Genomic DNA, 14,577 nt, shown 5'->3' with positions numbered 1-14,577 from the left:
AATTTACCACCCCGCAACAAAAGCTTTTCCGCGCGGTTGGTACGGGTGGGGGTCCCGTGGGGGCGAGTCGCCCCCCCCCCAAAAATAATACACCCGGCCCCCGGCACTGCGGGCGGGGGCCACGGCTATTTGTTTGCCCAACACCCGTTGTTCATGTTCAGCTCAGCGGCTCCTCACCGGTCACGGTAATCCTGACGATGACGGGCAAGTGGAGGTGAGCCTGATGCAGCAGTTCCTGGAACAGGGTGCTGAAGTCGCGGCGCTGGAGGACGAGTTCTCCTCGGCGGTGGACGATCGCCATACCGTCGCGGTCGATTCCGCGACCTCCGCCCTTCACCTCGCGCTGCTGTCGCTGGGTATCAGTGCCGGCGAGGAAGTGATCCTCCCGTCCTTCGCCCCGGTGGAGACCGCGGACGCGGTGCGGCTGGTCGGCGCGGTACCGGTGTTCGCGGACATCGACCCGCTGACGTTCTGTCTGGACCCGGAAGCCGTCGCGGCGGCGATCACGCCGCTTACGGTGGCGATACTCCCGGTACACCTCTTCGGGCACCCCGCGGCCGTCGACCAGCTCGCGGACCTGGCGGCGCGGCACGGCCTGGCGATCGTCGAGGACGCCACCCAGGCGCAGGCCGCGACACTGGCGGGCCGCATGGTCGGCACGTACGGCGCGTTGAGCGTCTTCGCGCTGGCGGAGGGGGCCATGGTGACCACGGAGCACCCCGAACTGGCCGCCGGCGTCAAGCGCTTGAGGGACGGCGCCCATGCGGCGGCGCGGCTGGCCGAGAACAGGGCCGCCGGCGGGCGGGCGGCGCTGCGCAAGCTGGAGGGCTCGGTCGCCCGGCAGCGGGCACACTGCCGGTACCTGGACTCCGCCCTGACGGGCGTGCTCGTGCCGTACGTCGAGCCGGGCGCGCACCACGTGTACCACCGCTACACGGTGCGCATACCGGGCAACGGGCGCCCCGACCGGGACGCGTTCGCGATGGCGCTGGCGTCCCGCGGCGTGCGGGCGGACGTGAGCATCCCGACCCCGGTGCACCGGCTGCCGAAGTACCGGTCGCATTCCTTCCTGCCGCGGACCGAGGCGGCGTCCGGCGAGACGCTGTCGCTGCCGGTCCACCCGGGGCTCACGGAGAACGAGTTGAAGCGGATGGCCGAGGCCTGCAACACGCTCGGCGGACTGCTCTGAGCGTTCGCCGGACGGATTTCCGAACCCGGCGCCTCATGGGTTAAGATCCTGCACGTCGGCGCGCCCCAATAGCTCAGTCGGCAGAGCGTCTCCATGGTAAGGAGAAGGTCTACGGTTCGATTCCGTATTGGGGCTCAGAGAAAGAAGGCCCCCGCCATTCGGCGGGGGCCTTTTTCATATGCCCTCAACTGCGGGGGCGTGCTATGCGGGCAGCTCCGGAACGCGCATGGCGAGAATGGCCATGTCGTCGGAGGGCGCGTCGGAGGCGAAGCGCTCCACCGCGCGCTGGATGCGGGCGGCGACGGCGCCGGCGGTGAGACCGGTACAGGTGGCGAGGACGTCCGCGAGGCCGTCGTCACCGAGCATGCGGGTGCCCTCACGGCGCTCGGTGACCCCGTCGGTGACACAGAGCAGGACGTCCCCGGGCGCGAGGGTGACGTTCTGCTCGACGAGTTCGAGGTCCTCGATGACGCCGAGCAGGGGCTGCGGCTCCGCCGCGGGCTCGACCACGCCGGTCTGCCGCAGGCGCAGCGGCAGGGGGTGGCCGGCGCAGACGACCTTCAACTCGGCGCTGCCGTCGGCCTGGGGCCACAGCTCCCCGTACAGGAGGGTCAGGAAGCGGCTGCGGGAACCCTCGTCGAGGATGGCCGCGTTGAGGCGTTCCAGGACGGAGGGGCCGCTGAAGCCCTCGCGGGCGAGCAGGCGCAGCGCGTGCCGGGCGAGGCCGGTGACCGCCGCGGCCTCCGGGCCGGTGCCGCAGACGTCGCCGATGGCGAAGCCCCAGCAGCCGTCGCGGATCGGGAAGACGTCGTAGAAGTCGCCGCCGACCTCGTTGCCCTCGCCGGCGGCGCGGTAGACGACCTCGACCTCGACGCCGGGGATGTCGGGCAGCCCGGGTGGCAGCAGGCTGCGCTGGAGGGACTGGCTGATGGCGGTGCGCTCGCTGTAGAGGCGGGCGTTGTCCAGGGCGAGGGCGGCCCGGCGGGAGAGGTCCTCGGCGAGTTCCAGGATCTCCTGGCGGAAGCGCTCGTCGGCGGCCTTGCCGAGGGTCAGCATGCCGATGACGCGGTTGCGGGCCACCAGGGGCAGCACGACGGTCTCGCCGCCGACCGCAGCGGCGGTCGCCAGGGCCGTCCCGGGGCCGGTGGCGGGGCGTCCGGCCGAGCCGAGGCCGAGGCTGCGCAGGGAGGCGCGCAGGGCCGTGGAATGGGCGGCGTCGGCGGGTGCGGTCCAGACGCGGGCCCCGGGGGTCGGGTCGGGCTGGGGCGGGGCGACGCGGGAGAGCAGTGCCTTGATGCCGTCGATGCGGTCCTCGTCCTCGTGGAGGACGAAGGCGAGTTCGGGCTCGGAGGCCTGGTCGGCGATGGTGTAGACGGCGCACCAACTGGCCAGCGTGGGCACGGTCATCTGGGCCATGAGCGCGAGGGTCTGGTCGCGTTCCAGGGTGCCGGCCAGCAGGTCGGAGGCCTCGACGAGGAAGGACAGCGAGCCCCGGCGCAGGCGTTCCAGCTCGGTGAGACGGGCGCTTTCGACGGCGAGGGCGATGCGGTCCGCGGCGAACTGGAGCCGCAGTGCCTCCTCGTTGCTGTAGCGGCCGGGGGTCTCGGCGGCGACGCCGAGCGATCCGGTGAGGCGTCCCTCGACCTTGAGGGGCACGGTGATGACGGAGCGCATGCCGGTGCCGGCGAGCAGCGGGACGGCGCCGGGAACGGCCGTCAGGTCCTCGTGGACGGCCGGCATACGCGCGCTGCCGTAGCGGCCGGTGCCGGCCTCGACGGGGACGCGGGCGAAGCGCTGACGGGCCGAGGGGAGGCCGGTGGAGGCGCGTACCTCCAGCTCGGTCTCGTCGTCGGTGGCCAGGAGCAGGTAGGCGGCGTCGCCGTCGAGCATGTCGCGGGCGCGTTCCACGGTGCGCTGGAGCAGGCCGTCGAGGTCGTCGGGCGGGGGGGAGCCGATGAACGACTCGAAGGGGTCGGCGGCCTTGCCGCGGTCCATGCCGCCATCGGCGGACAGCACGGGGCGGCCGGGGTTCTGCAGCACGGCGCGGGCGTCCTCGCGCACCAGCAGGCAGACGGTCGAGGGCTCGCCGGAGGTGTCGCGGACGCGCAGGTGCGTGCCGTACACCGGCATGATGCGGCCGTCGGCGCCGCGGACGCCGTAACTGCCCTCCCAGCGGGAGAGCAGCAGCGCCTCGGCGATGCCGTGGCCGGTGCCGGGGGTCTGCGGCCAGGCGGCGAGATCGCCGAGCGGCTTGCCCACGATCTGCTCGTCGGGGTGGCCGAAGAGTTCGGCGGCGTCCTGGTTCCAGCGGGTGATGATGCCGCCGCGGTCGACCTGGACGACGGCGACGCGGACCTGCTCGTCGGCGAGCGGCAGCGCCGAGGCCGGGAGGGCCGGTCCGGCGGCGCGGGTGCCCGCGGGGCGCTGGGGCACGTCCAGGTGGAACCAGACGTGCTTGTTGGCGGGGGTGTACTCCACACCCCAGCGGGAGGCCAGGGCCGAGCACAGGAGCAGGCCGCGGCCGCCCTCGTGGTCGGGGTGGATCTGCTTCTTCGCGTCGTGCAGCGGAAGCTCGCGCTCGGGGTAGCGGTCGGCGACCTCGATGCGCACGGCGGATTCGTAGCGCAGGCATTGGACGTCGGCCGCGGTGCCCGCGTGCACCACGGCGTTGGTGACCAGCTCGCTGGTGAGGACGACGGCGTCGTCGACGACCTCGGCGAAGCCCCAGCCCTGGAGGGTGTCGCGGACGAATGCGCGTGCGGTGGCGACCGAGCGCCCCACCGGTTCGAAGGTGGCCGCTGCGCGCGCCGTGATCACAGATCTCCTTGTTTGTCCGGGGACGTCACCATTTGTCGTTCGCTGTACTGTCACCACCGGCCCCCACTTCGAGGTGTACGCCCGGCCCAAGGTGGGCAACCGCATGCCAGGTTACTTACCCCTGGCGACCACGCGTGTGCCGGTTGGGGGTGTTCCTGCCCCGATCGTGGCGACGGTCATATGCGATGCTGCCGAACTGTTATGGCCGGGTGCGGGCATGGTGAAACACTGGGCATGCCTGAACCAGGCACATGCAGTTCGGTCGACCCTCCGGGAGGGACACGGTGGAGTCTGGCGCATCGGCGCGAGGCGGCGCGGCACCCGCGGCGAAGCGGGGTGGTTCCGCACGGGTGAAGCAGGCGCGCTCGCGCGGCAACGGGACCGTCGAGGTGGATTCGGCCGCACTGCACAGATTGCTGTCGGCGCTGGAGTCGATGCGGGACGGCAACTTCCGCAAGCGGCTCACGGTCACGGGCGACAGCGTCATGGCGGAGATCGCCGCCGTGTTCAACGAGGTCGCCGACCGCAACCAGCACCTGACCGGTGAGCTCGCCCGGGTCCGCCGGGTGGTCGGCCGGGAGGGCAAGCTCGCGGAGCGCCTGGAGACGGGGGCGTGCGAGGGCTCGTGGGCGGCCGCCATCGACGCCTCCAACGCGCTGGTGGACGATCTCGTACGTCCCATGTCCGAGGTCGGCCGCGTGCTGTCGGCGGTCGCCGAGGGCGACCTGGAGCAGCGCATGGAACTGCGCTCGCAGGGGCCGGACGGCGCCGCGCACCCGCTGCGCGGCGAGTTCCTCAAGGTGGGCCGCACGGTCAACGGGCTGGTCGACCAGCTGTCCACGTTCACCGACGAGGTGACCCGGGTGGCCAGCGAGGTCGGCACCGAGGGCAAGCTCGGCGGGCAGGCCAGGGTGCGCGGCATGGCCGGCTCCTGGAAGGACCTCACCGACTCGGTCAACACCATGGCCTCCCGGCTGACGGCGCAGGTGCGCGACATCGCGCTGGTGACCACGGCGGTCGCCAAGGGCGATCTGTCGCGCAAGGTCACCGTCCATGTGGCCGGCGAGATGCTGGAGCTGAAGAACACCGTCAACACGATGGTGGACCAGCTGTCCTCCTTCGCGTCCGAGGTGACGCGTGTGGCCCGCGAGGTGGGCACCGAGGGCCAGCTGGGCGGCCAGGCCAAGGTGGCCGGCGTCGACGGCGTGTGGAAGGACCTGACCGACTCCGTCAACCTGATGGCCGGCAATCTGACGGCCCAGGTGCGCGACATCGCGCAGGTCACGACGGCGGTCGCCAACGGCGACCTGTCGCAGAAGATCACCATCGGCGCGCGCGGCGAGGTCGCGCAGCTCGCCGAGACCGTGAACGCGATGACCGAGACGCTGCGCACCTTCGCCGACGAGGTGACGCGTGTCGCCGGCGAGGTCGGCGCGCAGGGCCGGCTCGGCGGGCAGGCGCAGGTGCCGGGCGCCGCGGGCATCTGGAAGGACCTCACCGACTCGGTGAACATGGCCTTCCGCAACCTGACCGGTCAGGTGCGTGACATCGCGCAGGTGACCACGGCGGTCGCCAACGGCGACCTGTCGCAGAAGGTCACCGTGGTCGTCTCCGGCGAGATGCTGGAGCTGAAGAACACCGTCAACACCATGGTCGACCAGCTGTCGGCCTTCGGCGCCGAGGTGACCCGGGTGGCCCGGGAGGTCGGTGTCGAGGGTGAGCTGGGCGGGCAGGCGCAGGTGCCGGGCGCGGCGGGTCTGTGGAAGGACCTGACGGATTCGGTGAACACCGCGTTCCGCAACCTCACCGGCCAGGTGCGCAACATCGCCCAGGTGACCACCGCGGTCGCCAACGGCGACCTGTCGCAGAAGGTCACGGTGGACGTCTCCGGCGAGATGCTGGAGCTGAAGAACACCGTGAACCGGATGGTCGACCAGCTGTCCTCCTTCGCCAACCAGGTCACGCGCATGGCGCGCGACGTGGGCACCGAGGGCCGGCTCGGCGGCCAGGCGCGGGTCGACGGCGTGAGCGGCGTGTGGAAGGAGCTGACGGACTCCGTCAACTTCATGGCGGGCAACCTGACCTCTCAGGTCCGCCAGATCGCCCAGGTGACGACGGCCGTGGCCCGCGGTGACCTGTCGCAGAAGGTCGACGTGGACGCGCGCGGCGAGATCCTGGAGCTGAAGAACACCATCAACACGATGGTGGACCAGCTCTCGGCGTTCGCCGAGCAGGTGACCCGGGTGGCCCGCGAGGTGGGCACCGAGGGCCGGCTCGGCGGCCAGGCACAGGTGCCCGGCGTGGCCGGTGTGTGGCGCGACCTGACGGACTCGGTGAACGGCATGGCCGGCAACCTCACCGCCCAGGTGCGCAACATCGCCCAGGTCGCCACCGCGGTGGCCCGCGGTGACCTGTCGCAGAAGATCGACGTGGACGCGCGCGGCGAGATCCTGGAGCTCAAGAACGTCCTCAACACGATGGTCGACCAGCTCTCGGCGTTCGCCGAGCAGGTGACCCGGGTCGCCCGCGAGGTGGGCACCGACGGCATCCTGGGCGGCCAGGCCGAGGTCAAGGGCGTGTCGGGCACCTGGAAGGACCTGACGCAGTCCGTCAACTTCATGGCGAACAACCTGACCATGCAGGTGCGCAACATCGCCGAGGTCACCACGGCGGTCGCGCAGGGCGATCTGTCGAAGAAGATCACCGTCGACGCCAAGGGCGAGATCCTGGCCCTGGTGACGACCGTCAACACCATGGTCGACACGCTGTCCGCCTTCGCCGACGAGGTGACGCGTGTGGCCCGCGAGGTGGGCACCGACGGCATCCTCGGCGGTCAGGCCCGCGTGCGGGACGTCTCGGGCATCTGGAAGGACCTCACCGACAACGTCAACCTGATGGCCAACAACCTGACCGGTCAGGTGCGTTCGATCTCCTCCGTCGCGACGGCGGTCGCCAATGGCGACCTCACCAAGAAGATCACGGTCGAGGCGCGCGGCGAGGTCGCCCAGCTCGCCGAGACGATCAACACGATGGTCGACACGCTGTCGGCCTTCGGTGACGAGGTGACGCGTGTGGCCCGCGAGGTGGGCACCGACGGCATCCTCGGCGGTCAGGCCCGCGTGCCGGGAGTCTCCGGCTCGTGGAAGGACCTGACCGAGTCCGTGAACAACATGGCGTCCAACCTGACCGGCCAGGTCCGCAACATCGCCATGGTCACCACGGCGGTGGCCCGCGGCGACCTGTCCAAGAAGATCGACGTCGACGCGCACGGCGAGATCCTGGAGCTCAAGACCACCATCAACACGATGGTCGACCAGCTCTCCGCCTTCGGTGACGAGGTCACCCGCGTCGCCCGCGAGGTGGGTACCGAGGGCCGCCTCGGCGGCCAGGCGCGTGTGCCGGGCGTCTCGGGCATCTGGAAGGACCTCACCGAGTCCGTCAACCTGATGGCCAACAACCTCACCCGTCAGGTGCGCAACATCGCCCAGGTCGCGACCGCGGTGACCCGCGGCGACCTCAACATCCGCACGGACGTGGACGCGGCCGGCGAGATCCTGGAGCTCCAGGACTACATCAACACCATGATCGTCAGGCTCCGCGAGACCACCCTCGCCAACAAGGAGCAGGACTGGCTGAAGGGCAACCTCGCCCGCATCTCCGGTCTGATGCAGGGCCGCCGGGACCTCAACGACGTCGGCGGGCTCATCATGAGCGAGCTGACGCCGGTCGTCGCGGCCCAGCACGGCGCGTTCTTCCTCGCGGAGGAGCCGGCCACCGAGGACATCATCGAGGAGTACGAGCTGCGCCTGATCGGCAGCTACGGCTTCTCCCCGCGGACGATGCCCACCGTCTTCCTGCCCGGCGAGGGCCTGATCGGCACGGCCGCGGTGGAGAAGCGCAGCATCCTGGTGGAGAACGTGCCGCCGGGCTATCTGCGGATCTCCTCCGGGCTCGGCGAGGCACCGCCGGCGCATGTCATCGTGCTGCCGGTGCTGTTCGAGGACCGGGTGCTCGGGGTGATCGAGCTGGCCTCGTTCCAGCCGTTCACGCAGATCCAGAAGGACTTCCTCGGCCAGATCACCGACATGATCGCGGTGAGCGTCAACACCATCAGCGTCAACACCAAGACCGAGTACCTGCTCAAGCAGTCCCAGGAGCTGACCGAGCAGCTGCGGGAGCGCTCGGCGGAGCTGGAGAACCGGCAGAAGCAGCTGCAGATCTCCAACACCGAGCTGGAGGAGAAGGCCGAGCTGCTGGCCCGCCAGAACCGCGACATCGAGGTGAAGAACACCGAGATCGAGGACGCCCGCCAGGTGCTGGAGGAGCGCGCGGAACAGCTCGCGGTCTCCATGCGCTACAAGTCCGAGTTCCTCGCCAACATGTCGCACGAGTTGCGCACGCCGCTCAACTCGCTGCTCATCCTGGCCAAGCTGCTCGCGGACAACGCCGAGGGCAATCTGTCGCCGAAGCAGGTCGAGTTCGCCGAGACGATCCACGGCGCGGGCTCCGACCTGCTCCAGCTGATCAACGACATCCTCGATCTGTCCAAGGTCGAGGCGGGCAAGATGGACGTCAGCCCGACCCGGATCGCGCTCGTGCAGCTCGTGGACTACGTCGAGGCGACCTTCCGGCCGCTGACCGCCGAGAAGGGCCTGGACTTCTCCGTCCGGGTCTCCCCGGAGCTGCCCGCGACGCTGCACACCGACGAGCAGCGGCTGCTCCAGGTGCTGCGCAACCTGCTGTCCAACGCCGTGAAGTTCACCGACAGCGGCTCGGTGGAGCTGGTGATCCGCCCGGCCGGACCGGAGGCGCCGCAGGCGATCCGGGAGCAGTTGCTGGAGTCCGGTTCGCTGCGCGCCCCGGACGAGCCGCTGATCGCCTTCTCGGTCACCGACACCGGGATCGGCATCGCGGCCAGCAAGATGCGGGTCATCTTCGAGGCGTTCAAGCAGGCCGACGGCACCACCAGCCGCAAGTACGGCGGCACGGGCCTGGGACTGTCCATCAGCCGGGAGATCGCGCGGCTGCTCGGCGGCGAGATCCACGCCGACAGCCAGCCCGGCCGCGGCTCGACGTTCACCCTCTACCTGCCGCTGAACAGCGGTGAACTGCCGCCGCACGGCTACGCGCAACTGCCGCCGGGCGAGGCCTTCGCCGAGCCGGAGGGGTACGCCGAGCCGCTGCGCGGCACGGCCCCCGCGCACACCGGCGGGCGCCGCGGCGGGGCGGGCAGCAGCCTGGCGCGGCTGCGCCGCCGGTCGACCCTCTCCGAGCGGCCCATGGCGGCCACGGGGCAGCCGGACCGGCAGCTGCCGCCGGCCGAGTCGTGGGTCGACGGTGCGCACAGCGACGCGTACACCGGTTTCGCGGGTGGTTTCAGCGGCGAGAAGGTGCTCATCGTCGACGACGACATCCGCAATGTCTTCGCCCTCACCAGCGTGCTGGAGCAGCACGGGCTCACGGTGCTGTACGCCGAGAACGGCCGGGAGGGCATCGAGGTGCTGGAGCAGCACGACGACGTCGCGGTCGTCCTGATGGACATCATGATGCCGGAGATGGACGGCTACGCGACGACGGCGGCGATCCGCAGGATGCCGCAGTTCGCGGGGCTGCCGATCATCGCCCTCACGGCGAAGGCGATGAAGGGCGACCGGGAGAAGAGCATCGAGTCGGGTGCGTCCGACTATGTCGCCAAGCCGGTGGACACCGACCACCTTCTCGCGGTGATGGAGCAGTGGATGCACGCGCGGTGACGGAGTGTCGGGTGACGGAGCGCCGGACGACGGACGCGGTGGCCGCCTCGCGGCGGTCACCGCGGCGGGGCGACCGGCTCGGGTCATGACACGGAGTGCTCGCGGAGGTGTGAGGGTGCGGGAAACAGGGAACCTTCTGGTCCCCGCTTGCGTTTCTGCTACGTGCACAGTGACATGGCGGTGACAGGGTGTGGCGGACAGCGGGGTGCGGCTACCATGACCGGCACAAGGACGGACGGCGGTCAGGAGTCGTCCATGGGGGCGGCACCCGGTGCAGTGCCGGGACGAGGAGGGCGGGCCATGGTACAGAAGGCCAAGATCCTCCTGGTCGATGACCGGCCGGAGAATCTGCTGGCGCTGGAGGCCATCCTCTCCGCGCTCGATCAGACACTGGTACGGGCATCGTCCGGGGAGGAAGCGCTCAAGGCGCTGCTCACCGACGACTTCGCGGTGATCCTGCTCGATGTCCAGATGCCGGGCATGGACGGGTTCGAGACCGCGGCGCACATCAAGCGCCGGGAGCGCACACGGGACATCCCGATCATCTTCCTCACGGCGATCAACCACGGTCCGCACCACACCTTCCGCGGCTACGCGGCCGGCGCGGTCGACTACATCTCCAAGCCCTTCGACCCGTGGGTGCTGCGGGCCAAGGTCTCGGTCTTCGTCGAGCTCTACATGAAGAACTGCCAGCTGCGGGAGCAGGCCGCCCTGCTGCGCCTGCAACTGGAGCAGGGCGCCCGGCAGGGTGCCAACGGCGCCAAGGAGCCGGTGGGTCTGCTCGCCGAGCTGTCCGCGCGGCTGGCGGCGGTCGAGGAGCAGGCGGAAGCGCTCTCCAAGCAGCTGGACGAGTCGGCGGACGCGGCGGCGGTGGCGACCGCCGCCCATCTGGAGCGCAAACTGACCGGACTGCGCCGTGCGCTGGACGCGCTGGAGCCGGGCACCGGCTCCGGCGACAAAAAGATCCCCTCGCAAGAGTGACCACGGTTGGCTCTTTGACACCTCGTCACCCTTGGTGTGTCCGGGGCGCGACACGAACGGGCGTATCTGTGGCCACGGGTGTCGCGCCCGGGACGGAACGGTAACCTCGCACCATGGCCCCACGTACGTCCGGCACCGCGAAGAAGGCTGCCGCCAAACCTGCGGCCAAGCCCGCGGCGAAGAAGGCCGCCACCAGGCAGCCGGCGGCGAAGAAGGCACCCGCCAAGAAGGCCCCGGCCAAGAAGGCGGCTCCCGCCAAGCCCGCGCCCAAGCCCGCGCCTTCGCCGACCGGGGGCGTCTACCGGCTCACCCGGGCGCTGTGGCTCGGCCTCGCGCACACCGTCGGCGCGCTCTTCCGTGGCGTGGGCCGGGGCGCGCGCGGTCTCGACCCGGCGCACCGCAAGGACGGGCTGGCGCTGCTGCTGTTCGGCCTCGCCCTGGTCGTCGCCACCGGCACCTGGTCCGATCTGCGCGGCCCGGTGGGCGACCTGGTCGAGATACTGATCACCGGGCTGTTCGGCCGGCTGGACCTGCTGGTGCCCGTCCTCCTCGGGGCCGTCGTGTGGCGCCTGATGCGCCACCCTCAGCAGTCCGACGCCAACGGGCGGATCGTGATCGGGCTGTCCACGCTCGCCGTGGGGGTGCTCGGCCTGGTGCACATCGGCTGCGGCTCGCCCGGCCGGGGCCAGGGCGCCGACGCCATCCGGGACGCGGGAGGACTCATCGGCTGGGCGGCCTCCGCACCGCTGCGCTACACCGTGGGCGCCCCGCTGGCGGTCGCCCTGCTGGCGCTGCTGTCCTTCTTCGGGCTGCTGGTCACCACCGCGACCCCGGTCAACGCGATCCCGCGCCGCCTGCGGGAAGCCGGTATGCGGCTCGGCCTGGTCGAGGTGCAGCCGGAGGAGGAACCCGACGAGGACGCGGTCCCGTTCGGCGACCTGTTCGAGGACGAGCCCGGCGCCGGTTCCGGACCGGGGGAGCCCGCACCCAGGCGCCGCGGCCGTCGCCGGCCGGAGCAGCCGCCGCTGCCCGACCTGACGCCCGGCGGCCTCGGCACGGTCGACCTGGCCTACGGGGTTGCCGCGGACCTCGACGGCGCGCTGACCTACGGCGTCCCCGGCTCGTCGGTCGTGGCGGACCTGGTGCACCAGTCGGTGCCGCAGGCCCGGGACAACGGGGCTGCCGGGGCCGCCGAGGACACCTCAGGGCCCTCCGTGCCGGACCTCACCAAGAAGTCGGCGCCGGACGCCGGGCAGCCCCTGCCGCCGCGCGCCGAGCAGTTGCAGCTGGCCGGCGACATCACGTACTCCCTGCCCTCCCTGGACCTGCTGGAGCGCGGCGGCCCCGGCCGCACCCGCAGCGCCGCCAACGACGCCGTGGTGGACTCGCTGAAGAGCGTCTTCTCGCAGTTCAAGGTGGACGCGGCGGTCACCGGATTCACCCGCGGCCCGACGGTCACCCGCTACGAGGTCGAGCTCGGCCAGGCCGTCAAGGTCGAGCGGATCACCGCGCTCGCCAAGAACATCGCGTACGCCGTCGCCAGCCCCGACGTACGGATCATCAGCCCGATCCCCGGCAAGTCCGCGGTGGGCATCGAGATCCCCAACAGCGACCGCGAGATGGTCAATCTCGGTGACGTGCTGCGGTCGGCGGACGCCGCCGGCGAGGAGCACCCGATGACGGTCGCCCTCGGCAAGGACGTCGAGGGCGGCTATGTGATGGCCAACCTCGCGAAGATGCCGCACATCCTCGTCGCGGGCGCCACCGGCTCCGGCAAGTCCTCCTGCATCAACTGCCTCATCACCTCGGTGCTGGCCCGGTCCACCCCCGACGAGGTGCGCATGGTGCTGGTCGACCCCAAGCGCGTGGAGCTGACCGCGTACGAGGGCGTCCCGCACCTCATCACGCCGATCATCACCAACCCCAAACGGGCCGCCGAGGCCCTCCAGTGGGTCGTGCGCGAGATGGACCTGCGCTACGACGACCTGGCCGCCTACGGCTTCCGGCACATCGACGACTTCAACGCGGCGGTGCGCAGCGGCAAGGCGAAGCCGCCGGAGGGCAGCGAGCGCGAGCTGTCCCCGTACCCCTACCTGCTGGTGATCGTGGACGAGCTCGCCGACCTGATGATGGTCGCGCCGCGGGACGTGGAGGACGCGATCGTCCGCATCACGCAGCTCGCCCGCGCGGCCGGCATCCACCTCGTGCTCGCCACCCAGCGGCCCTCCGTCGACGTGGTGACGGGTCTCATCAAGGCCAACGTGCCCTCGCGGCTGGCGTTCGCGACCTCCTCGCTCGCCGACAGCCGGGTCATCCTGGACCAGGCCGGTGCCGAGAAACTCATCGGAAAGGGTGACGGGCTGTTCCTGCCGATGGGCGCGAACAAGCCGATCCGCATGCAGGGCGCCTTCGTCACCGAGGATGAGATCCACGCCGTCGTCGAGCACTGCAAGGCGCAGTTGACGCCCTCCTACCGGGAAGACGTCGTGGTCGGCGCGGGCCCGAAGAAGGAGATCGACGAGGAGATCGGCGACGACCTCGACCTGCTCTGCCAGGCCGCGGAGCTCGTGGTCTCAACCCAGTTCGGCTCGACGTCGATGCTCCAGCGCAAACTGCGTGTCGGCTTCGCGAAAGCGGGCAGGCTCATGGACCTGATGGAATCGCGCGGGATCGTCGGTCCCAGCGAGGGATCGAAGGCCCGTGACGTGCTGGTCAAACCGGACGAGATGGACGGGGTACTCGCGGTCCTGCGTGGCGAGACCGGGGCGTAGCCCGTTCGTAGCCCATCCGTAGCTCACTCGTAAGTGGGCGGGGAGCAACCGTTTCTCCTGCCCGTACGTCAAGTTAGTGCAAGGGGAAGGCGTATGGCCGACTGTCATCGGTGCCGGTCACGACGGCAATCCTGATGGCGGACAAACAACGCCCGCCCGCTTGCCCGACCTTTTGCAACCCCCCCTAGACTGAGTCTCCAGCAGGTGGCTACACGCTCGAAAGGCGCACCCGTGTCCATCGGCAACCCGCCCCCCGACGACCGTCCCTCGGTCGGTCGTGCCCTCGCCCGAGCCCGTCTCGACGCCGGGCTGACCGTCGACGAGGTCAGCTCCACCACCCGTGTGCGGCCGCCCATTGTCCATGCGATCGAACAGGACGACTTCTCACGCTGCGGCGGTGACGTCTACGCCCGCGGCCACATCCGGGCGCTGGCGCGCGCCGTGGGCCTCGATCCCGAGGTCCTGGTGGAGCAGTTCTCCGCCGAGCACGGCAGCACTCCGTCCCCCACCCCCGTAGCACCGCTGTACGAGGCGGAGCGGATGCGGCCCGAGCCGCGCCGCCCCAACTGGACCGCCGCCATGGTGGCGGCCATCGTCGCGGTCGTCGGCTTCGTCGGCTTCACCCTGTTCAACGGCGGCGACGACGGCGGCAAGCAGCCCGTCGCCGGCAAGCCGTCCGCGCAGGGCCCCACCGCCAAGCCGTCCGCGACCCAGAAGACCAGCCCCACGCCGGAGGCGACCGACAGCGCCATCGCCGCCGCCCCCGGTGACAAGGTCACGGTCAAGCTCACCGCCGACAACGGCAAGAGCTGGATCCAGGCCGTCGACAGCAGTGGCAAGCAGCTGTACCAGGGCAGCCTGGAGCAGGGCGACGCCAAGACCTTCACCGACAAGTCGAAGGTCAACCTCATCATCGGCAACGCCGGCGCCGTCGACCTCTTCGTCAACGGCAAGGACCTGGGCCCCGCGGGCGATCCCGGTCAGGTCCAGCGGCTGACCTTCACCCCCGGCGACCCGGAAGCCGGGTGACGTCCGCCACCACGGGCGCGCGAGCACACTGCGGCGC

The 14,577-nt window shown here is 70.8% G+C and carries 6 protein-coding genes and 1 tRNA gene; 6 read left to right on the top strand and 1 reads right to left on the bottom strand.

The features are described from left to right. Nucleotides 1–208 precede the first annotated feature (208 nt). Nucleotides 209–1,189 (top strand): DegT/DnrJ/EryC1/StrS family aminotransferase, encoded by a 981-nt coding sequence (locus ACFWVC_RS37265; protein ID WP_384298428.1) that lies wholly within the window; start codon nt 209–211, stop codon nt 1,187–1,189. Between the two features lie 62 nt (nt 1,190–1,251). Beyond that, nucleotides 1,252–1,324, top strand: a tRNA-Thr gene (locus ACFWVC_RS37260). Nucleotides 1,325–1,390: 66 nt separating this feature from the next. On the opposite strand, the gene ACFWVC_RS37255 is transcribed toward ACFWVC_RS37260, so the two are convergent. After that, a complete protein-coding gene (locus ACFWVC_RS37255) occupies nt 1,391–4,006 on the bottom strand; it encodes a SpoIIE family protein phosphatase (protein ID WP_384298425.1) in 2,616 nt (871 codons plus the stop codon). A gap of 284 nt (nt 4,007–4,290) precedes the next feature. On the opposite strand from ACFWVC_RS37255, the gene ACFWVC_RS37250 reads away from it, so the two are divergent. The 4 genes from ACFWVC_RS37250 (at nt 4,291) to ACFWVC_RS37235 (ending at nt 14,540) form a co-directional block, all read left to right on the top strand. After that, nucleotides 4,291–9,759 (top strand): HAMP domain-containing protein, encoded by a 5,469-nt coding sequence (locus ACFWVC_RS37250; RefSeq protein ID WP_384298422.1) that lies wholly within the window; start codon nt 4,291–4,293, stop codon nt 9,757–9,759. 300 nt (nt 9,760–10,059) lie between these two features. Further along, complete coding sequence (locus tag ACFWVC_RS37245; RefSeq protein ID WP_319659232.1) at nt 10,060–10,740, top strand: response regulator; 681 nt, start codon at nt 10,060–10,062, stop codon at nt 10,738–10,740. A gap of 113 nt (nt 10,741–10,853) precedes the next feature. Further along, the gene (locus ACFWVC_RS37240; RefSeq protein ID WP_384298418.1) at nt 10,854–13,511 is read left to right on the top strand and encodes a DNA translocase FtsK; all 2,658 of its coding nucleotides are present in this window, start codon (nt 10,854–10,856) and stop codon (nt 13,509–13,511) included. Between the two features lie 231 nt (nt 13,512–13,742). Beyond that, nucleotides 13,743–14,540: a helix-turn-helix domain-containing protein gene (locus tag ACFWVC_RS37235; protein ID WP_384298415.1), complete on the top strand. Its 798-nt coding sequence runs from the start codon at nt 13,743–13,745 to the stop codon at nt 14,538–14,540. The last annotated feature ends 37 nt before the right edge of the window (nt 14,541–14,577 follow it).

The sequence above is a fragment of the Streptomyces sp. NPDC058691 genome, from assembly GCF_042714775.1.
GTDB lineage: Bacteria > Actinomycetota > Actinomycetes > Streptomycetales > Streptomycetaceae > Actinacidiphila.
The sequence above is the reverse complement of the archived record's forward strand: the minus strand, read 5'-3'. Positions and strand labels throughout refer to the sequence as shown.